Annotated in this window: 20 protein-coding genes; 4 read left to right on the forward strand and 16 right to left on the reverse strand. The window is 49.0% G+C overall.

Annotated elements, in window-relative coordinates:
• Nucleotides 1–35: 35 nt before the first annotated feature.
• The gene (locus tag AC1RVX_RS17665; protein ID WP_493217897.1) at nt 36–2,627 is read right to left on the reverse strand and encodes a DEAD/DEAH box helicase; all 2,592 of its coding nucleotides are present in this window, start codon (nt 2,625–2,627) and stop codon (nt 36–38) included.
• Nucleotides 2,628–2,794: 167 nt separating this feature from the next.
• Between AC1RVX_RS17665 and AC1RVX_RS17670 the strand changes: the two genes are divergently transcribed.
• Entirely contained in the window at nt 2,795–3,307 is a 513-nt protein-coding gene (locus AC1RVX_RS17670) for a hypothetical protein (protein ID WP_493217898.1), read from the forward strand.
• 91 nt (nt 3,308–3,398) lie between these two features.
• On the opposite strand, the gene AC1RVX_RS17675 is transcribed toward AC1RVX_RS17670, so the two are convergent.
• The 3 genes from AC1RVX_RS17675 to AC1RVX_RS17685 form a co-directional block, all read right to left on the reverse strand.
• Nucleotides 3,399–3,893 carry a cyclic-phosphate processing receiver domain-containing protein gene (locus AC1RVX_RS17675; RefSeq protein WP_493217899.1) on the reverse strand — a complete coding sequence of 165 codons (495 nt, stop codon included), beginning with the start codon at nt 3,891–3,893 and terminating at the stop codon, nt 3,399–3,401.
• 71 nt (nt 3,894–3,964) lie between these two features.
• Nucleotides 3,965–4,414: a hypothetical protein gene (locus AC1RVX_RS17680; protein ID WP_493217900.1), complete on the reverse strand. Its 450-nt coding sequence runs from the start codon at nt 4,412–4,414 to the stop codon at nt 3,965–3,967.
• Nucleotides 4,415–4,502: 88 nt separating this feature from the next.
• On the reverse strand, nt 4,503–4,865 hold the full coding sequence (locus tag AC1RVX_RS17685) for a hypothetical protein (protein WP_493217901.1): 363 nt from the start codon (nt 4,863–4,865) through the stop codon (nt 4,503–4,505).
• A gap of 301 nt (nt 4,866–5,166) precedes the next feature.
• Between AC1RVX_RS17685 and AC1RVX_RS17690 the strand changes: the two genes are divergently transcribed.
• Complete coding sequence (locus AC1RVX_RS17690; RefSeq protein WP_493217902.1) at nt 5,167–5,490, forward strand: helix-turn-helix domain-containing protein; 324 nt, start codon at nt 5,167–5,169, stop codon at nt 5,488–5,490.
• A 139-nt stretch (nt 5,491–5,629) separates the two neighbouring features.
• Here the strand turns inward: AC1RVX_RS17690 and AC1RVX_RS17695 are convergent, their stop codons facing one another.
• Nucleotides 5,630–6,115, reverse strand: a complete 486-nt coding sequence (locus AC1RVX_RS17695; RefSeq protein ID WP_493217903.1) for an HAD domain-containing protein — start codon at nt 6,113–6,115, stop codon at nt 5,630–5,632.
• Between the two features lie 118 nt (nt 6,116–6,233).
• Nucleotides 6,234–7,205 (reverse strand): site-specific integrase, encoded by a 972-nt coding sequence (locus AC1RVX_RS17700; RefSeq protein ID WP_493217904.1) that lies wholly within the window; start codon nt 7,203–7,205, stop codon nt 6,234–6,236.
• A gap of 204 nt (nt 7,206–7,409) precedes the next feature.
• On the opposite strand from AC1RVX_RS17700, the gene AC1RVX_RS17705 reads away from it, so the two are divergent.
• On the forward strand, nt 7,410–8,435 hold the full coding sequence (locus AC1RVX_RS17705; RefSeq protein ID WP_493217905.1) for a DNA-binding protein: 1,026 nt from the start codon (nt 7,410–7,412) through the stop codon (nt 8,433–8,435).
• Between the two features lie 155 nt (nt 8,436–8,590).
• Here the strand turns inward: AC1RVX_RS17705 and AC1RVX_RS17710 are convergent, their stop codons facing one another.
• Entirely contained in the window at nt 8,591–9,775 is a 1,185-nt protein-coding gene (locus AC1RVX_RS17710) for an NAD(P)/FAD-dependent oxidoreductase (RefSeq protein WP_493217906.1), read from the reverse strand.
• A 127-nt stretch (nt 9,776–9,902) separates the two neighbouring features.
• On the opposite strand from AC1RVX_RS17710, the gene AC1RVX_RS17715 reads away from it, so the two are divergent.
• Nucleotides 9,903–10,532: a GntR family transcriptional regulator gene (locus tag AC1RVX_RS17715; protein ID WP_493217907.1), complete on the forward strand. Its 630-nt coding sequence runs from the start codon at nt 9,903–9,905 to the stop codon at nt 10,530–10,532.
• 178 nt (nt 10,533–10,710) lie between these two features.
• Here the strand turns inward: AC1RVX_RS17715 and AC1RVX_RS17720 are convergent, their stop codons facing one another.
• The 9 genes from AC1RVX_RS17720 to AC1RVX_RS17760 form a co-directional block, all read right to left on the reverse strand.
• Complete coding sequence (locus AC1RVX_RS17720) at nt 10,711–11,889, reverse strand: CaiB/BaiF CoA transferase family protein (protein WP_493217908.1); 1,179 nt, start codon at nt 11,887–11,889, stop codon at nt 10,711–10,713.
• Between the two features lie 11 nt (nt 11,890–11,900).
• Entirely contained in the window at nt 11,901–13,061 is a 1,161-nt protein-coding gene (locus tag AC1RVX_RS17725; RefSeq protein ID WP_493217909.1) for an acyl-CoA dehydrogenase family protein, read from the reverse strand.
• Between the two features lie 18 nt (nt 13,062–13,079).
• On the reverse strand, nt 13,080–13,946 hold the full coding sequence (locus AC1RVX_RS17730) for an HTD2 family dehydratase (protein WP_493217910.1): 867 nt from the start codon (nt 13,944–13,946) through the stop codon (nt 13,080–13,082).
• Nucleotides 13,947–14,123: 177 nt separating this feature from the next.
• A complete protein-coding gene (locus AC1RVX_RS17735; protein ID WP_493217911.1) occupies nt 14,124–14,966 on the reverse strand; it encodes an HpcH/HpaI aldolase/citrate lyase family protein in 843 nt (280 codons plus the stop codon).
• A 15-nt stretch (nt 14,967–14,981) separates the two neighbouring features.
• Nucleotides 14,982–16,346, reverse strand: coding sequence for an MmgE/PrpD family protein (locus tag AC1RVX_RS17740; protein ID WP_493217912.1), 1,365 nt, complete (start codon nt 16,344–16,346; stop codon nt 14,982–14,984).
• A 45-nt stretch (nt 16,347–16,391) separates the two neighbouring features.
• On the reverse strand, nt 16,392–17,687 hold the full coding sequence (locus tag AC1RVX_RS17745) for an aspartate aminotransferase type Ic (protein WP_493217913.1): 1,296 nt from the start codon (nt 17,685–17,687) through the stop codon (nt 16,392–16,394).
• A gap of 114 nt (nt 17,688–17,801) precedes the next feature.
• On the reverse strand, nt 17,802–19,442 hold the full coding sequence (locus AC1RVX_RS17750; protein WP_493217914.1) for an electron transfer flavoprotein-ubiquinone oxidoreductase: 1,641 nt from the start codon (nt 19,440–19,442) through the stop codon (nt 17,802–17,804).
• 134 nt (nt 19,443–19,576) lie between these two features.
• Nucleotides 19,577–20,509 (reverse strand): electron transfer flavoprotein subunit alpha/FixB family protein, encoded by a 933-nt coding sequence (locus AC1RVX_RS17755; protein WP_493217915.1) that lies wholly within the window; start codon nt 20,507–20,509, stop codon nt 19,577–19,579.
• The gene (locus tag AC1RVX_RS17760) at nt 20,509–21,258 is read right to left on the reverse strand and encodes an electron transfer flavoprotein subunit beta/FixA family protein (protein ID WP_493217916.1); all 750 of its coding nucleotides are present in this window, start codon (nt 21,256–21,258) and stop codon (nt 20,509–20,511) included. Before AC1RVX_RS17760 ends, AC1RVX_RS17755 begins: the two co-directional genes overlap by 1 nt.
• Nucleotides 21,259–21,519: the final 261 nt, after the last annotated feature.

A 21,519-nucleotide genomic window follows, 5' to 3' on the forward strand; every position in this document is an offset into this window, starting at 1 on the left:
TAGTTCACTTAAATTCAAGTAACAGTCCCGGCTTACTATACTGCAGTCATTTTTTGTGCCAATGGATTTTGAGTTATATCAGCAATCATTGAAGCCATATCAAAACGCCGTTCTTGCAATATTGTTCCAGCACGTGCTTGCCAAATCAAATCTCCCGCCTCTACAAAATCTCGTCTGAGTTCGCGAACAGTACTCAAAGCTTGATCGGACCATTCTACAAATTTTTCATACTCCCAATAGAATAATTTGCTGACGTGTGGCAATGCAGCGCGACGGAAATTTCGCGCAGGGGAAACTAGGACACAGACAATTTCACAGTCTTTTGCATCTTCAGCGTTTGCTCTGATCCAGTTAGGGTGCGAGTCGGCCTGGCGTGCCTTTTCAACTGATAATGTAGCTGTGCTAGTTGTATCTACATAGTCTTCAAATACGATACATTTGTCGCCGGAAAGCCACCAGGGATCCGGTGAACCTTCGCGTTCAACTTTCTGAGCAATGAATCCAAGCAAACTTCCTAATTCTTTTTGTGCATGTTCAAATGTCTCTGGCTTGCGCAGCCCTTCCATAATCAGACTTTCGAGCTTAGCGTATTCGCGATCGTGAGTCGTACCTAAACGCGTCAGATTCGCAGCAATGCGTTCGACTTGTTTTAGTACAGCAGTATTTGCTGCCGACTGAGCTGTAGCTTCGATCAATTGATGCTTGCGAGCAAATGTCGCTAGCCAACTGATATCTGGTGCGCATCGATGAGCTTCAATGTAATGCTGACGAGATTTTGCGTTCATCGTTTGACTACCACTAGTGGCCAGTATATGCGCGGCTGAGCCGGCGAGGTAGTGCCAAAGCGCCTGATACCCCTTTAATTCATGACTTTGTAAGTTGCCCAATACTCGTTCTGCTGCATCTACTGCAGCTTCGTAATCACCCCGCCACATAAATGTCTGAAATTCAACTTCGAAATTTGCACTTTTTTGAAGCTCGCTAACTGCAGGTAGTTGTTCCTGAGTTGTTCTTGAGCGCTCATCAACTATTTGGTTATTAACTTGCTCCCAGTCTTCTTGATTTTCAAAAAACATTTCGAAATTTTCAATCATATTTTTTGCATCAGTATCTCGTGACTGTCGAGCGCCAAAAGAGATTTCTGCCTGCAATTCTGGATGGAGGTAACGACGACGGCGGATATCCGTCAAGTAATCTGGCAACTCCTCTCCAGAAACAACTACTGCCGAAAAGTCCTCCAGTGATCGTGTACATCTCCCTATTGCTTGAATGACTCTTGTTTGAATACGTTCGTTATAGAGGATATTTGCCCCCATGCGGGACATTAAAAATCTTTCTTGCGAATTTGTCGCTTTCGGTAGGCCATCAATAAAGAGGAGGCGACAATCATTTCCAGCAAAGTCAACACCGTCGTATCTATTAGCGATCACGGCGACAGCTTTCGGCTCAGCTACGAACGCTTCTTTGGAATCTTCAATGTCTTCCGCTCGAAATACTGGAAATTTTATTGTCTCAGTAATTTCCTCTGCTGTCGCATTTGCCAATGGATCCGATGGAACCAATACTACACTTCTGCCAGCACGTGCCATCAACTGAGCGCGGAAATAGGGCAATTCTTCCTGCTTTAATGACATTTCAGGGAAAATAAAGAATCGACGCCCGACTCCTTGAGTATCCCATCCTCTTGGTGCCGGAATACGGTATATGTCTTTCCGACCGGTCAATCGCTCAAGATCACCTCCGACACCTAGCGTAGCAGACATAAATATTCTCTGTTTTGCGCGATCAAATGCAGCGTGAGAAAAAGTAGGCGGCAATAAGGGACGCAACAAAATTTCATTAGAGGACACATATAGTTGGCAGGCCAACAAATGGGACCGGATTAATGACCAAGGATATGCCAGAGAGGTATCCGCAGTATGGGCATCAAGGATTTCCGTCAATTCGTCAGCAATTTCCACAAGTACAGGTGTAGGGATTTTATCTACCCAGGTTCGATCTACAATATCATCCCAGACTCCCCTCAATCGAGTGATATCAGTTGCAGAAAGTTGCGGTTCCAAGAGGTTTGTCAATGCTCGATGCAGGGATTCATGATCCTTATTTGTACGAGATATCTGCACAGTCCATTGCTTGGCGATATAGTTTTCACTGACATGTGCATCGTCAACAAATATTATGTCTGCTGAATCAAAATATGGATGAGTATTGAACAGTGAACTGTATGTCGTTATCGCGACTTTCTGTGCTTGTTGGTAATCTGTTTTATCGGTTGGTGAGTACTCTTTATTTGAGCCAACAAACGTTGAAACTGAAAGACCATATTTCTCATGAGCTTCCGCAGCCACTTGGTGTACAAGTTGTTTTGTTGGGCAAAGATATACGATTCTCTCTTTAAACTTGCGTCGGCGCCATTCAGCAATGAGTAATCCAACTAAAGTTTTACCGCTACCAGTGGGTAACTGCAACGCTACATCTGGGAGGTCTGTCGCTTCTGTTGCGTACTTGCGCATGATCTCTGCTTGGTGCGGCAGAACATCCGGCAAACGCCGACGCGTTAAGTCCCGGAATAGTCTATCTGGACTTTCAGGAACAATAGACTCGACAAATGGGGTTTTGAACGCCATAAATTCTCCAAGTTTTCTTTTTAACAATAGCATTAAGTGTATATCACTTTAGCCAATTTTATTGTGAAAAATATTATATTTTGGAACAACGTTGCATTACTCCTTATGACGCATGTTTATTCAGATCAATTGATGGGTCATCATCCAGCGCAAGCTAACAGATACTCTTGATCACCACGCAGACCTGGATTGGTGCCGGTGCTGAATTGTCAGAACACTTCCCGATGATCGACAGCGAAGACCGCATTGACATCATCACGACACGAAACAGGCACTGCGGGAACATCACAAACTTCATTCTGGGCCTGCGAAAGGCTGAGGGCTTACACTTGATGCTGGTCGGCGAAAGCGAACGAACTTTTCGGATCGAAGACGATCCGCAGCTTTCGCGGGAGGGTGTGCGCGTCTTCGAGCTGAACGGTCGCGGCATTGTACAGTTCAAGTACGCAGGCAAGTCACACGGCTTCTTTGTCGAAGGAAATGGCACATGGATGGACGTTTCCTCGGTTCTGAAGGGCGTCGACGGGTTCATGGCCGGGATCGGGCGCCCGGACAGGGCCTTTCAGTTTGAAGTGCCGCGCGGTGAACCGGGCCACATCAGAATTTTTGCTCATAGCCAGCGCGATTTTTTACACCAGCCTGAGCTCCCTACCCTGTCAATGAGAACGGTACGTCGCTAACATGCTGCGCGACTACACTTTACTGCAGTCCGAGCCATATTTACGTAAGGGTAACGCAAGCCACATTTTCTTCGATTTACCTGTCAGGCAACTATTTTTTGACAAATGTATTGATGGCGCGAATTCCGGCTTGCATCTTTCCCCGGGCGGAAGAATTAGCAGAATGCACGCTAATCTTCGGTGGAGTAAATCCATGAAGCGCGACGGCTTCCTCTATCCATAACACGACATCGTAGCCCGTGCCACGCTCGTCATTTCCCAGATCATGGTCCAGACTGATTTCTGCGACTGCCTTGGTTTCAAGCAAGTAGATGGCTTCATCTGGCCAATACACTCGTACCCAACCTTCTGGGGTAGCTCGTTCGTCGTCAAGGAAAACGCGCAGGGCCAGTGAAGCTGGATCGGCGGCACAACTGGCTGCATACACCAAGTTGTCGAGCTCCATTAAACGATCAAAATCCTTGCTGCCAAACTCTCGGCCGACAGGGATCATCTTGTCCCATTCGCATACGCTTCTTTCTTTACGGGCATTTGCGGCTATTTTAGAACGGGCGTAAAGGAATTTTTTCTTCAGGCGAATTTTCATTACAGTCCCCCTTGAGTCCAAAACCTGGCCAATAGAATATTTTTCGGAGAAAGCTCAGAAGGGCCGACGGTCTACATGTAGGCTTTTACCGAAAACTGGCACTGGAGTTCCAGTGCATCCTCTACGTCCAAATTGAGGCTTGTTTCAATCAGATGGCGACCGTCCTTTAGCGTATATATTTGCACCCAAGGCTCTTTCTGACCGAAATTCCCAAACTGGACGTCTGACAATTCATCCAATTGCCAGCCAGCTGACTTGTTTAACCACCCAGGCGACAGCAGGGAAATTTGCGTCAATTCCGATTTGGCGTCGCCATGAATGAGTTTGCAAACCTTTTCTAGATCGGGGAAATTGCTGACAATCTTTCTGCCAGTGAGACGAGCATATTCCTCGGTCTGCGCGTATTCAATAAAAAAGTATGGGGCGTTTAATTCAAGGTCAACACATAGCCAGGTATAGATAGGGAAATCGCCGGAGGGTAAAAAATTGCGCTTCAGATAGGAATCGTTCGTTGTAATCATAGGTGCTATCAGTCACTTCAATGTATTTGAATTCAAAAATACAGAGTCGTGCTTGTAAAAAGGTATGGCAAGTGTGGGGAGAATATCTTTATCGCTTTGACGGCGGCTTTCGAGATTTGTTTCTGAAATACTGAATGATCTTTCGCAAGATCAAAAACCAAAAGCCAAAAATAAAAATACTGATAATAGGATTAATGACATTATCCAAATTCAGACCGAGACTGGGAAATGCTCGCTGAAGAAAAAACACGCCAAGCAGATATCCCAACGCTATCAGGCAAATCCAGCCAAAACCAGTGATCTCGCCACCTGTCACGTACATCACGTCACCACAGATGCGGCATTGGTGCTGAGTTTTTGAATAGCGCAGTTTTCCCAGTAAAAATGGACGGTAATGATACAGGTGCGGTAAGCCTTCATGCTTGCAGTAGGGGCATTCTATCGTATCCAAGTGAACCTCCTATTTCTTACAGTTTGAGTGATGGACGTATTTCAATCTGCAAATGGCAGTTGTGCTTCTCTTCCAGGATTGCTCATCATTAATTGACTATGCAATTCGAATAGTCCTTTCCAACAGGAACAAGCTCAAGCGCCTCCATTTAACTAAAATGGCCTGTAGTTCAAATTAATTTTAAATATAAATACAAAAAGTAAACTTTGTGCGTTCATTTTATTAAATTATAAACGCAATAGGAAGTTTAAAGAAGCCCTCAATGTTGATTAACTAGCGGTAGTCAACTTTGGAGGTTTACATGAAGGATGTTCGGCACCTAGTCGGAGAGCGCGTTCAGATTTTGCGCAAGCGAAAGCAACTTTCACAAGAAGAATTGGCTGGAAAAATTGACATAGATACAAAATCGCTAAGCAGATTAGAGCGAGGCCTTCACTACCCTTCCCTTGAAACCCTGGAACGGATTCGGAGCGAGTTGGGCGTCGAATTAAAAGATTTTTTTGATTTTGATGGAGAACCGTCAGCCGAGGAGTTGCGCGATTTTCTCTTGAGAACAGCAAGCAAAGCAGATTATGGGTTATTGGTGAAAATGACCAATGCAGTCAAAGGGGCATTGCAAGATTGAATTGAATGGATCAGCATGTTAACTATTCCTATGACAAACAACGGTATGTGATGCACTAAATGCAATAGTCAAATCACATCTTCAGATGTGAATTTCATGCCGATCATTTTGAACAAAAGCCGATTTCAGAAAATTGTACCTAACTCCCCTCCTCCTTCAAGCGCTGGCGCAAATCCCTTTCGGCCAATCCATCAAATCCCTTTAATGAATCAGTCTTAACGAGATTTTTCAAGAATGGCTTGAACAGATAGGACTTGTCGTCAATTGCGACCCAATCTTTCCAAGGCTCTCCAGATTGTCGCAACCATCCCTCAATTTCCGCATGTCGCTGATACCCAATCACTTCCACAATATCTGGAATGTCTCCCCACAATGGTGTGGTACCAATAACCCGTGCACCAATATCATCTGAAAAAAAAGATCTCAGCTCAGAGATCGACCGGTTTTCGCGCCAGGTACTGGAAATGACGATCTGCACTGTCGGGTAATCACGAAGAGTTGCCTCTAGTCGGGGCAAACATGAGAATAATTGATCCTTATCGTAGCAAGGTTCCGGATGTAAGACGCCATCAAAATCTAAAAACAGAATCATTTGCAACCGGAGAGTAAGTATCGGGGCGCGCATGCTACCTTATTCCTGTCCAATATGAAACCGCTGATAGGAAATTTCCCGATTAAACTACAGATTGCGATGGCAAACAAAGTGTCTCATGCATGTCCAAAAGCTGCCGCCCTGGGAAAACTCAAATAAGAGGCATAGATCCAGCTATTTGATCTGACGTAGTCAAACTTGATTCAATTCTTTGCTGAGCAAAAGGATCCGCTGCATCCACGTACCGCATGGCACTTTGTACGCTTTTCCAACCCACGTATTCCATGAGTGTTTTTAGATCCCAGCCATTACCGGTTGCCCAGTTGGCAAATCCGCGCCTTAATGAGTGAGCTGAGTAATCGTCAGAACCAGCTACGCCAGCATCCTTGAATATGGTGCGTAGCAACGGTATCAAGCTGTCCATGTGCAGGCCCTGATCGCCAACTTGCCCCCAGCGGTTCACTGACCTGAATATCGGCCCGGATTCAAGTCCAGCCAGCTCCTTCCATGCCGTATATGCGGCAACAGGGCAGAACTGCTTGAGTGCGGGCGCTTTAAAAGTCACGCCCTTGTTCTGCCGATCACCTTTTGTATGCGGCAAGAAAAAACTCATGCCCTGGCCGGGAATGATTTCAATGTATTCCATTTGCAGACGAGTAAGCTCGTCACCGCGAAATCCCCTCCAAAAGCCCAGGAACAGCAATGCCCGGTTCCTGGTATGCCTCAGTTCAGCAGCTCGGTCACCGGATGCATTCGCAGTAGCAATCGCCTGCTCTAGCCAGCGATCAACAATTCCAAGCTGATCAAGCTGAAATGGCTTGGCTTGTTTTTCCTGTGCTGGATGTTCTCGCTGTATGCCTCGAATGACTTTTTTAACGAGAGGTGCCTTGGTTGGATCAGGGAACCCTTGATCGACATGCCATTGCGCCAGCGCGGCCAGGCGTTGACGTAAGGTATTGATCGCCAGCTTTTCTGCATGATCAACTAGGTACTGAGCAATGTTTTCGCTGGTGGCCGGCAAGAAACCGCCCCACTCCACTTCATAATGCCTAACGGCAGACTGATAAGCGACCCGCGTATTGTCACGGGTACCAGCGTGCAAGTAATGATCGATTTTGCTCATGCTACATCCACCTCAAATTCTCATTTCATTGCGCCAATTTGGGGCATATCAAATTTCTTGTGAATTTTAGCCCATTTTTGACCATAACACTGGATAAAGTTACTTTATCCTGTATTTAACTCTTGCTTTTATTACCTTGATTTTAAATTTATTTTAGTATGTAATTACATGGTACGTAATACATTATGATATTTGACGGAGTAAATGATGGCCAGAACCGGATTGTATAAATCGGAAGTCGAAAAAGCACGTAATAGTCTGTTAGCTCAGGGTCGCCATCCATCCGTAGATGCCGTCAGAATTGCGCTAGGCAATACTGGCTCCAAAACCACTATCCACAAATATTTGAAGGAGTTAGAAGAAGAAAGTAGCAGTACAGTGGATCGAAAAACCTCAATCAGTGCAGCCCTACAAAACCTGGTTGCTCAGCTTGCTGCTCAGCTAGAATCCGAGACTAGCAGCCGTATTGCTGACATGTTTATTGAGAGTGCTGAAAAGGATCGGCAACATGCCGCAGAAATTGAAGAAATCACAGCAAAACATGCACAAGTAAAAGAAAAACTGGATCTGACAATTGCTGCTATCAAGCAAGAAATCGAATCACACGAGCAAACAAAAGAGGCGCTTCAAAATGAGGCCATGGCCCACCACACTCTGGCCCAGCAAGTGGCAGATCTCAAGGAGCGCTTGGCAGAAAACGATGTGCATCGGCAGTCACTCGAAGAAAAACATCAACATTCCCGAGATGCACTTGAACATTACCGCAACTCAGTGAAAGAGCAGCGTGACCAGGATATCCGGAGCCACGAACATCAAGTGCAACAACTTCAGGCTGAATTACGACAACTACAGCAAACCTTGGTCACCAAGCAGAATGAAATAACTCGTCTCAACCAGGATGGAGCACGCTGGGTAACGGAAATATCACAAGCACAAAAAACGATCTATGACGGGCAAACCAGCCATCGAAAACTCAGCAGTCAGGTAGATGCACTGCGGGCAATAGAGCAACGGGCAAAGGTGTTGGAGCCCCAAGTAGCTGAAAAAGACATCGAAATTAAAGAATTGGAGGCGCGGTTGCTTCAATCCGTCGCAACAACCAACAACCAAAAGGAACAGTTACACAAGATGGAGGTTGAACTGGCAAGCGCTGCTGCGAAAATTGAGGCGCAGCAACTGATGATGACTGAACTTAAGGCCCTCATGAGCGCCAGAATAGCTCCCACATAGAATTGAATCTTTGAACGATCAGCGGTTTTTCAGCATTGGCTCCAACCCAGCATCTATTGCCATGACCGCGTCGACAATGCAGCGTACAGTCGCAGGATCGAAGTCGTTGTTAGTATGAGAATCGTGTGTTCCGCTATTAAGATTTCCCCATTCAATTACAGGATGCCGTTCTCGCGATATGCCTCATTCTTTTCTACTCGCGCATAAGACAAGCGCGACAGATCCATCGTTTCTTGTTGGCCTTTGACGATCATCTCTGTAATGGCCAGGCCAGCAGCTGGGGCGTGCATCATGCCGTGGCCGGAGAATCCTGCAGAGACGTAGAAATTGTCGAAATGCCCCTTCCAGTTGCCAATAATGGGATTGCCGTCCAGTTCACATTGTTCGTACAAGCCTGACCATGTGCGGTGGCATTTGCTGCCTTCAAATGCAGTAGGGAAGCGGTGTGCCAATACTGGCCAGACGACGCGCTCAAAGTAGTCATGATCAACGTCAAAGTTGAAACCGCGTGGTTCGTCAGAATTGACTAGACCACCAGAATAGCCAACACCTTCGGGGCGGAATGCCAGGCGATTGCTATCTTTGACGTAGGGCAGTGCTTCGATCTTGTTTTGACCAGTAAAGTAATGCTCAAAACGGCGTAGCGGACTGACAGGTAAATGCATGCCTATCATGTCACAGATCTGGCTGGCCCACGGACCTGCAGCATTGACAAAATAGTCGGCGTTGATTTCGCGCTTGTTTGCCAAAATGGCGCTGGTAACAGCATGTCTGCTGGAGTTCAGTCCTGCGACTTTGTTCTGTATGTATTCTACGCCTAGCGACCGTGCCTTTTTGCGTACACCTTGCAAGAAGCTGGATGGGTCACACCAGCCATCTCTTGGGGAATATGCGCCACCGTCCAGATCATCGACGTTCATCGATGGAAAATGCTTGAGCAATCCCTGGCGATCCAGTAAGTGAATTTCTGCACCAAATGCAGTTTGTATTTTTTCATTTTCTTCAATGACACGCAGGTGCTCACCCTGGACGATGAACAAGTAACCTTGCTCCTTCCAGTCAATTGGGGCAAGGTCACCATTGACGCCCATTGTTGTTGGAAACGACTTGATGAAATCAATGCTGAAGTTCGACATCTGGATATTTTCTGGGCAGGAAAACAAGCGTCTGGCACCACCAGATGCCCGGACAGTGGATGCAAACTCATAGGTAGGATCTGGTTCTATCACCGCAATCTCTATGTCTGGGCTGGTCTTTTTCAGGAAGTAAGCCGCGCATGAACCGACGATGGCCCCGCCTATGATTAGCACGTCATAATGAGTTTTTTCTATAGCGTCCATTACTATCCTTGTTTGTGAAAATTTCCTTGCTTGTAGCAAAATGAAGCCGCCAAAAAATTGTATCTTAAATTGGATCCAATAATGTATAATTTTTTTGCAGATTAAAAAATACTAGAATTAAGCGCTTATGTCCAAGCCAACATCAGACCAGATCAGCTTTTCGCTGAAAAAGAATATTTACGATGGGCTGCTCTCTGCAGGAGTGCCTCTGAAGCAAGAAGAATTGGCTGAGCAATTTGGCGTCAGCCGCATTCCCATCCGAGAAGCACTCAAGAAGCTGGAAGCAGAAGGCTTGGTCAAACATGAACCCAATAAAGGTGCTGTGGTCACCAGGCACTCGATTCCAGAGATTGTCGAGATGCTGGATATACGCATAGGCCTGGAGACCAGGGCGTTGAGGCTCGCCATGCCCAAATTGACAAAAAATCATCTTGACAGTTGCCAAGCCATACTTGAGCGATATGACCAGGCCAGCAAGCCCAGTGTCTGGTCTGCGCTCAATCTTGAATTTCATTTGACACTGTACAGCGCAGCAGGGAAACCCCGCCTGACAAAGATGATCGAAGACCTGGTACTGGGATCACAGCGTTACACAAGAATTTATATCTCCCATGTCGTGGGAAGAGAGCAGCCACAACGCGAGCATTATGAACTTCTTGCTGCATTGCGCTTGGGCAATGAAGATAAAGCCGTCAGGCTGCTGGAAGAGCATATTGCACATACACAATGCGCAATTCTGGCTGCACAAGACGAATAAATCAATTGATTGGACTCTCTAGCTTAGATATCATTACCCCAAACACCCTAGTTGGTGACTAGCCTAAACTTTACATAAATCGCGAACACTTGGCGCTATAAAATACTTGCTATTAGTAAGTAGCCAACGACACAAAACCAAGCCACGCATGAACAGACTGGTTGTGGATCAGAAATACTTAAACCGCTTTCTGCTCACGTAATTGGGTAATACTCTCATCGGTATAACCCAATTCCTTTAGAATGGAATCGGTATGCTCCCCAAGCACAGGTACAGCATCCATTCGCGGCACAAATGTATTGGGAATACCTGGAGGAAGAAGTGCCGGAATTTTGCCAGCACCCGTTTCCACTTCAGTCCAGCGAGCGCGTGCCTTGAGCTGAGGATGCTCCCAGACATCTTGCATATTGTTGACCCGTGCATTGGCGATATGTGCTTTTTCCAGACGATCTATCACCTGCTCCGCAGTCAGCGTCGCAAACTTGTTCAAGATTAAATCTCTTAACTCGGAACGTGAGTCAACCCGGCGCGAGTTCATCGAAAATCTGGAGTCTTGTGCCAGTGCTGGTTCCTCCAATACTGACTCGCAGAAGGCAACCCATTCGCGCTCGTTTTGCAAACCGAGCATGACAACCTTGCCATCGCCTGCCTTGAACGGACCATAAGGATAAATCGTCGCGTGCGAGGCACCGTTACGGGGAGGCGGCGGGGCTCCATCGAACGCATAGTAAAGAGGAAAATTCATCCATTCGACCATACTTTCGAGCATGGATACGTCGATTTTGCAGCCGACGCCTGTCTTTTCTCGCTGCATAACTGCGCCGAGAATGTTTGTGTAGGCATACATGCCAGCAGCGATATCAGCAATCGAACATCCTGCCTTTGACGGTTCGTCAGGTGTTCCTGTAATCGATAGAAATCCGGATTCGCTCTGGATCAGCAAGTCGTAGGCTTTCTTGTCTTTATATGGGCCATCGGCACCATATCCCGAAATATCACATACGATCAGGCGAGGATATTTTTCTTTCAGTGCCTCATATGATAGACCCAAGCGCGCCGCCGCTCCGGGAGCAAGGTTCTGAACCAGTACATCTGCATCTTTCAGCAGTTTGTGCAAGATGACGTTGGACTCATCATGTTTTACGTCAAGCGTCAGGCTTTCTTTTGACCGGTTTGTCCAAACGAAATGTGATGCCAATCCGCGCACTCGCTCGTCATAAGCACGCGCAAAATCACCGGTGCCGGGCCTTTCAATCTTGATTACCCGTGCACCAAGATCTGCCAGTTGACGGGTGCAGAATGGTGCAGCAATTGCATGTTCGAGCGTGACGACAGTAATTCCTTCAAGAGGACGCATGACGATTCCTTTCAGAAAGAGCGAGGCATATTGAGCACATGCTCTGCAACATACGAGTAAATGAGATTGGTCGAGATAGGTGCAACCTGATAGAGCCTGGTTTCGCGGAATTTTCGTTCAACATCATATTCGCAAGCAAAGCCAAATCCGCCGTGGTACTGCAGACAGGCGTTCGCCGCTTCCCACGATGCATCGGCGGCGAGCAATTTCGCCATATTAGCCTGGGCGCCACAATTTTGATGCGCATCGAATAATTCACAAGCCTTGAATCGCATCAGATTGGCAGCCTCCAGATTGACATACGCCTTCGCAATCGGGAACTGAACACCCTGATTTTGGCCTATTGGACGACCGAACACCATGCGTTCACCAACATACTTCGTCACCTTATCGATAAACCAGTAACCATCGCCAATACATTCCGCTGCTATCAGAGTACGCTCTGCGTTCAAACCGTCCAGGATATATTTAAACCCCTTACCCTCCTCACCGATCAGGTTTTCTTCCGGAATTTCCAGATTCTCGAAAAACAATTCATTTGTTTCATGGTTGACCATGTTCGGAATTGGTCGCACGGTCAGCCCGTTCCCGATTGCCGTACGTAAGTCGACCAGGAAAATAGACATGCCCTCTGACTTTTTCTTGACATCGGCAAGCGGTGTTGTGCGGGCCAGTAAGATCATCAGGTCAGAATGCTGCACGCGCGAGATCCACACCTTTTGCCCGTTCACAATGTAGCGGTCGCCTTTTTTAACTGCTGTAGTCTTGATCTTCGTGGTATCGGTACCAGTAGTTGGTTCTGTCACTGCCATACTTTGCAGGCGCAGTTCACCGCTTGCGATCTTTGGTAAGTAGATATTTTTTTGTGCATCGGAACCGTGTCTGAGCAAGGTCCCCATATTGTACATTTGCCCATGACAAGCTCCCGAGTTACCGCCAGAACGATTGATCTCTTCCATGATGACGGAAGCCTCGGTCAGGCCCAGGCCCGAGCCTCCGTACTCCTGAGGGATCAATGCGGCAAGCCAGCCTGCTTTGGTCAGGGCATCCACAAACTGCTCTGGATACGCACGCGCTTCATCAATATTGCGGAAGTAGGTAGCGGGAAATTCCGAGCAAAGTCCACGAATGGCGTCACGCAGGTCCTGGTATTGGTCATTTACGTTCAACATGTCAAATCCTCTTTTCAACTAATTCAATCGAAGTGGAGCACCCAAGGTCGCCACAGCGCTCATGGCTAGCGATCCAGTGGCATCTTTTGCCCATAAACTAAGTGTTTTCTTGTCTTGTTCCAGGCGACCACACACATGGAATGGCGCAATATCGAACAACGGCCGGATCGCGCGAAATGAGAAATTTTCAATTTCTGCGTCTGGCAGTTGCCTACGTACCAAATCGATGAGCAGGGTGGCGATAAAGGGGCCATGTACAACCAACCCGGGATAACCTTCTACATTCGTCGCATACGGATGGTCATAGTGAATTCGATGACTGTTGAAAGTCAGCGCGGAGAATTTGAACAGCAACACCGGATCAGGATAGATTTCTCGTATCCATTGATAATTGGTATCCGCAGCGATAGGTGCCGGCCCAGCATCTCCAGGTCGAGGGGAGTCCCGGTAGACGATTTCCTGCTCTTCGGTGATTGCGACACCATCTGCATTGCAGATTTCATGACGCAATAACACAAATACCAATTGCCCTGTCTTTCCCATCTTGCTACTGATGTCGACTATGGATGACATCCGGGTTACCGCATCCCCGATCCGTAACGGATGATGAAACTTGAGTCGCCCTCCGGCCCACATCCGTCTAGGTAAATCAACAGCTGGGAGAAAGCCTCCCCGTTCGGGATGACCATCACGCCCGATTTTAGATTGTGGATGAATTGGTAAGAAGGACAACCAATGCCCCAAGGGTGGAATGGGGTCGCCATGTTGCGGATGGAGATTTGTCTTGTCCAACAGAGCTGCAAGGGCTGCAATTGGTGTTCCGGAAATTTGATCGCTCCGTTCTTCCGTACGGCCAAGCCATTCATTCAAGTAAGTCGTGTTCATGAGATATAGCGCATATTGATTGGACTGGATGGAAACTAGTTTGCGCTAACCAGACCATCACCACAATTCGGAAGATCGAAAGGGCGACTTTGGTTTTGGCTTAGCGACGGATCAAGGTGCCGTATAACCATTAATAGCGTTGTCGATATATTGCGCGATCACTGCCCTACCCCGGGCCTAATTTCTGCTTGGCATTTCGGCTGAGTGCATGGTTCGCCGCAAGGATTCCTCGAGAATCTGCTGCGCCTTCAGTATGACTGGCCGGTCAACCATCTTGCCATCCAGTGCTAGCGCAGCACCATCCGTATTGCCTGCGGATTGTATGACGCGATTGGCCCACTCGATCTCTTCCGCAGTGGGGCTGAAACCACGATTGACCATCTCCACCTGATTGGGATGGATGCAGAACTTGCCGCCGAATCCTAGTCGTCTGGCGCGCATGGTATCCGCAAGCACTTGCCCCCCATCATTGATGGCGGTCGTCACACCATCCACCGGTGGAAGAATATTCGCGATTCGGGACGCCAGCACCAACTGTGACCTGAAATACAGCAGTTCTTCGCCATCGCCTTCAATGCCAAGATCCAGGCGGAAATCGATTGTTCCAAACATCAGGCGTTGCACATGACGCGCCTGGGCAAGCACCCTCGCATTGGAAATCCCTTGCGCCGTTTCGATAAGTGGCAAAATGGTTTGTGTAGCAGCTGCGCATTCGACGAGAAAGATGTCGTCGATTCTTTCAGCCTTCGGTAACACCACACCTGCCACCCCTCGCATGCGGCACATTTCGAGATCGTCCCTGAACCAAGGTGTATCCGCACCGTTGATGCGTATCAACACTGAGTGGTCGGGGCTGAGCCAATCGGCGACTGCTGCGCGGGCAACAATTTTTTCACCTGGTGGTACTGCATCCTCCAGGTCGATGATGACCGCATGAGCGCCTGACTTGAGCGCCTTATCAAATCGTTCTTTACGATTGCCAGGGACAAATAGATAGGAACGTGGAATGTGTTGTTTCATGATCATCTTCCTTTGCTAACTGAATAGGGACCGCACCTGATCCGTGCTGGTGATATTCCATATCCTGCCAAACATCCGTGTCATGTCCTCAGGAGTTGCAGCACCGCTGAAATCAGCCAGTCTTAGCGCCTTTTGTTCCAATTCTGTGCGCGACAGCGTATTGCCAGGATCGCCTTTTGGCTCATCAACCCGTCCATGAAAGGTAGCGCCATCCGTAGTCGTTACTGTCACCTTGCCTATCCAGCGCGCCGGATACGCGCCGTCTACCTCGTCATCCAGTACCATTTTCACGTTGTTGCGAAATGCAACAACGGCATCTGAATTGAAATGTTCAGCAAATTCTTTCATACCAGCACTACGGAAATGTGCTATCAGGCCCAGTACGGTACCCATCGAGAACTTCGCCTGATGCACAGTTCTGGGATCCACGACCGGACCAAGTACGTCAATTGCACCTTGATGCACCCGCGCCGTCACATTTGCAATCCGGTCCGGAGTCAGCTCGTGTTGCACGATTACCTGAAGCAGTGCATCGGCGGCGGGATGTGTGTGACGGCACGAAGCGTGGAACTTGAACGAGGTTTCAGCAAGCGCCCATCGTGCTCCCAGGCGGTCGGTCAGCTTGGCCGGGTTGGAGTCACTGGACATGCCAGCAGCCAAGCCTTGCGGCCCCTCAAGGATACGCCTGGCACCGGTGAATCCATCTGCCGCCAGATAAGCGGCGGTCAATCCGGCACCAGCTGCATGTGCGGTATGCAATTGCTTGGAATCTGCCGCATCGCGCAGGAATTCCCACAGGCCTGCAGCCTGCGTACCTGCGGAACCAAAAGCATTGAGCATCTGCTCTTCGTTCAACTGCAAAAGCCGTCCGACGGCAGCGGCCGCAGCGATCGTACCAACAGTGCCTGTAGTATGAAAAATCCGATAATGCGACCGGCCAAGAAATTCACCTGTGCGAATACCTACTTCGTAGCCAGCTACCGCCGCCGTCACCAATTCTCGCCCGGAACAAGCCAACGCCTGCCCTACTGCCAGCACTGCCGGAAAAACCACAGCAGCCGGATGGAAGACGGAACCGTTATGCACGTCATCCTGTTCAGCATAGTGAGACGCAGCCGCATTGATCATGGCTGCAAACAGCGGAGTCGTGCTACTGCGCGACATAAGAATTTCCGACGGTCCGGTGGACGGTGCCATCCTCTGGCAAAACCTGTTGATGATCTTGACTGGCTCGCCTGATGCACCCGCTATGGCAGACCCAGCCCAATCCAGAAACAAGTCTTCCGCACGGCGCACTACTGGTTCAGGAATGTCGATAAATTTCAAATTCGCAGCAAAGTCTGCGAGCGTTTTGCTCGGGGATGTGGTGATCTCACTCATTGGCTTGTCTCTTTCAAAGTATAGGAACGGTCGGACATTTCACGCTCAGGGAGTTGCGCATTTTTCAATCATCAATTTTTCAGTCGCGGCCAATAACACACATAAAGTAATAGCCTTGGACGCTGATCGGATTTCGTCCAGGCTGGGCAGGCTCGGCGCAATACGGATGTTGCTATCCTGTGGGTCGTGTCCTCCGGGGAACGGGGCACCTGCTGTGGTCAGCATAACGCCGGCCTGAGCAGCCAATTCAACAACACGTTTCGCGCAACCAGGATATACATCAAGACTGATAAAGTAGCCTCCGCGCGGCTCACTCCAATTTGCTATGCCGCGCCCCTCAAGATCAGTCTTGAATTGCGTGATCACTGCATGGAATTTAGGTGCCATGATTGCCCGATGTCCAGCCATGAGCGCATGCAAACCATCCTCATTCTTCAGAAAGCGAACATGTCTGAGCTGGTTGATCTTGTCTGGTCCTACTGTGCGCACATCTGTCAGCTTGAGCAGCCAGTCAACGTTTTTTATGGACGAGCCGAAAATCGCCAAGCCTGCTCCGGCCAGGGTCACCTTTGATGTTGATGCATAGACCAACGCACGTTCCGGATGGCCATGCTTTTGGCACAGCTCCACGATGTTCCCGATCTCGACTCTTTCTGAAGTCAAATGATGAACAGCGTAGGCGTTATCCCAGAACAACTTGAAGTCCTCTGCAGCGGTGGGCATCGCGGCAAGCGACTCCACCACGTCGGACGAATACACGGTGCCGGTCGGATTGCTGTATTTCGGTACGCACCACATGCCACGAATAGAGGCGTCGGCAGCAACCAGTTCCCGCACCTTCCCCATGTCTGGGCCATCTTCTGCCATCGGCACTGGGATCAATTTGATGCCGTAGTCTTCGCAAATGCGGAAATGCCTGTCATATCCTGGTACGGCGCACAGGAAAGATACAGACTCTTCCTTACTCCACGGCCGGGGCGAGTCGCAAAAACCATGTCGCCAAGCGAAGCCAATGCAGTCGTACATCATTGCCAGACTGGAGTTGTCTCCTAACACAACCTGTTCAGGTCGCACACCGACCAACGGTGAAAACAGGCGCCGCGCCTCGAGAATGCCTTGAATGCCACCGTAATTGCGGACATCAATTCCTTCTTCCAGCACACAATCATACTCACCAGGCAGCGCCATCATAGCGTTCGACAATGACAGTTGTTCCGCTGAAGGCTTACCGCGTGCCATATTCAGGTGCAGGCCTTTTGAGCAGAGTTCTTGATAGCGCTGCTCCACGCTTTGGTGCAGCGGCTTGAGCTCATCTTGCGTCATATCAGTCAGGTTTAACATATCGAGCTCTTTAAAGGTAAGGGATTGATTTTTTCAATACAGATTTAGTCTGATCGAATCACCGGATCTGCACAATTTGGATATTTGGAAGTTCGGCTTAGCTTACAATGAACACTACATCCCAGAATAAATCGGCCCCTGACCACCGGGCGGCGTGGTCCAGTCAATGTTTTGTAAAGGATCTTTGATATCGCATGTCTTGCAGTGGATGCAATTCTGATAATTGATCTGCAGCAGGGGTGCGTTCGTCTTATCATTGACAATCTCATACACACCTGCTGGACAATAGCGTTGCTCCGGGCTGTCATAGAGCGCGTGATTGACTTCAATTGCTTTGCGCGGATCTTTCAGCCTCAGATGGCAAGGCTGTTTCTCTTCATGGTTGGTATTGGACAGATACACTGACGACAGTCTGTCGAAAGTCACCTTGCCATCCGGTTTCGGATAGCCAATAGGCTGGCTTACGCTTGCCGGTTTAAGCTTTTCATGATCCGCCGTCAATTGTAGTGTCCATGGCAGACGGCCACGGAACACATGCTGGTCGACGCCAAACAGAATGGAACCCAGGTAAAGTCCCTTGGACATCAACGGTTTGAAGTTCCGCGCTTTGTGCAGTTCGTCGTACAGCCAGCTTTCGCGGAACCGCTGCGGATAATCCGACAGTTCGTCGTTCGAACGACCATCCTGCAATGCTTGAAAGCTCGCCTCCGCCGCTAGCATTCCCGATTTCATCGCTGCATGGCTTCCTTTGATGCGGGAAGCATTCAGGAAACCCGCATTATCGCCAATCAGGCACCCTCCCGGGAACACTAGCTTGGGCATTCCCTGCAAGCCTCCGGCTGCAATTGCTCGTGCGCCGTAGGAAAGGCGCTTCCCACCCTCAAGTATGGGGCGAATCGAGGGATGATTCTTGTATCGCTGAAATTCCTCGTAGGGAGACAAATATGGATTCGTATAGTTGAGACCGACAACAAAGCCAACCGAGACAAGATTTTCACCGAAGTGATAAAGGAACGAACCACCATAGGTATCGCTCTGTAGCGGCCAGCCAGCGGTGTGTACCACAGTGCCAGGCTTGTGTTTATCTGATTGCACTTCCCACAATTCCTTGAATCCAAGACCGTAGACTTGCGGATTATCTTTGTCGCGCAACGCGTAGCGCGTTTCCAGCATCTTCCCAAGATGCCCACGGCATCCTTCCGCAAACAGGGTATAGCGTGCGTGCAGCTCTACTCCAGGTTGATACTGCGCAGTAGGCTGACCATCGCTTCCCACTCCATAATCGCTTGTGACAACACCTTTTACTTCGCCTGCAGTACCGAAAACGACGCTGTCCGCCGCAAAACCTGAAAACACCTCCACCCCGAGCGCTTCTGCCTGTTGTGCCAACCAGCGACAAAGCATGCCGAGACTGCCTATATAGTTGTCGTGGTTTTTGAAACATGACGGCAACGCAAAATTGGGGACCTGCCAGCTCTCGCTTTCAGACAAAAACAGAAACCTGTCTTCGGTGACCGTGGTCTGGAGTGGTGCCTCCATATACCGCCACTCCGGAATCAGTTCATCCAGAGAACGTGGATCGATTACCGCACCAGAAAGAATGTGCGCACCAACCTCCGCCCCTTTGTCGATTACGCAAACATTGATTTCTTTTTTTGTGTTGCTTGCCAATTGCTTGAGACGAATCGCCGCGCTCAGCCCTGCAGGTCCGGCTCCGACAATCAAAACATCGAACTCCATCACGTCACGCATCATCACACCTCCCTTTTCATTACCATCTGACAGAACTCAATCAAACTCAATAAGCAGACCTCTTGTGATCTCTGTGTATTCACATGTGAATACTTCACAATGACGCACGCCCTTTTAGCAATGCATTTAACAATGCTTTACTGAAGTGCCGATGTCAGTTCTGGAATGATCTCGAACAAATCTCCAACCAATGCGTAGTCCGCAATCTGGAAAATTGGCGCTTCCTCATCCTTGTTGATCGCGACGATCACCTTTGAGTCTTTCATACCGGCGAGATGCTGGATCGCACCTGAAATGCCGACGGCAAGATACAGATCCGGTGCCACGATATGGCCGGTTTGCCCGACTTGATAGTCGTTTGGTGCATATCCGGCATCTACTGCAGCACGCGAAGCGCCCAACGCGGCATTGAGCTTGTCGGCCAAGGGACTAAGCAGGCTTTGATAACTATTGCCACTACCCAGCCCGCGCCCGCCGGACACGATGACGCGTGCCGTTCCCAATTCCGGCCGGCTGGACTTGAGTACTTCCCTGCCAGCCAGGCGGGTTGTGTTTACCACCGGCCCTGGAAGGATTGTCTCCATGGCAGCGGCACCATCACTTGGCGCCGCCTCAAACGCTGTCGCGCGCACCGTTGCCAGCTTAATGTGCTCACTGCTGCGCACTGTTGCCAGTGCATTACCAGCATAAGTGGGATGGACAAATGTTTCCGAATCAAGCACGTCGATGACATCGGACACTTGTGCCACATCCAAAAGCGCGGCAACGCGCGGTGCCAGGTTACGACCAGAAGCCGTGGCTGGCACAAAAACATGTGTATACCCGCCCGCTACCCGTGCCACCAATGGCGCAACATTTTCTGCCAGTTGATCTTGATAATGAGACGCGTCAGCAACAAGTACTTTTGCAACGCCACCAATGTTGGCAGCATCCGCTGCTGCTGCACTACAACCGCTGCCAGCTAACAACACGTGTACCTCGCCACCAAGTTTTAGTGCTGCCGTGACCGTGTTTCGCGTAGCGGCTTTAAGTGAGCCATGATCGTGCTCTGCAATGACTAGTGATTTCATTAGATTACCTTTGCCTGGTTTTTCAAGTGATTCAACAATGCAGCAACATCTGGCACCCGAATTCCTGTGCTGCGTTTGCGAGGCTCCTCAACCTTGATGACTTCGAGGCGCGGGTGACAATCCACATCCAATTGCCCGATCGTACAGACATCCAGAGTCTTTTTCTTTGCCTTCATGAGATTGGGAAGTGTGACGTAGCGCGGTTCATTTAGTCGCAGATCCGTGGTAATCACTGCTGGCAAATCAAGTTCCAGCGTTTCCTGGCCGCCTTCAATTTCGCGCACTACTGTAGCAACGCCATCATGCAGACTTACTTTGAAGGCAAATGTGGCCTGGCCCCACCCCATCAATCCAGCAAACATCTGCCCTGTCTGACAAGCATCGTCATCAATCGCTTGTTTACCGAATATGACCAGACCAGGAGCCTCCTTATCGGCAATTGCCTTTAGAATTTTCGCCACGCCCAGTGGCTGCAATGTAGCCTCGGTCTGTACCAAGATAGCCCGATCAGCTCCGAATGCCAGTGCGGTGCGCAGAGTTTCCTGGCATGCAACTGGTCCGCAACTGATCACAATGACTTCGCTGGCAAGGTTCTGTTCCTTCAGACGTATTGCTTCTTCTACAGCAATTTCGTCGAACGGGTTCATCGACATCTTCACGTTCGTTAGCTCAATCCCGGATCCATCGCCCTTCACCCGTGGCTTCACGTTGTAGTCAATGACGCGCTTAATCGGCACTAAGATTTTCATGAAGTTCTCCAAAATTTAATTAAATTTCTCCGGCATTCCAAATCGCAACTGCACTGGAATATCTGACGGAATCGGAGCAAGTGTGAGTGATGGCGGCAGTGCTGACAATTCGTAAGTCACGAACCCGGAGTTAGGCTGTGGTGAGAGCAGTCAGTGGGGATGCGCGACTGGATTGCACGTAGTCGAGACGGCACCCCAGTTGACATCTGGGGTGCGTCAGCGATGATCGGCAATCAATGCACAGAATGCCGTTGATGAGAA

This window comes from Undibacterium sp. GW821-FHT11B02 (assembly GCF_058808955.1).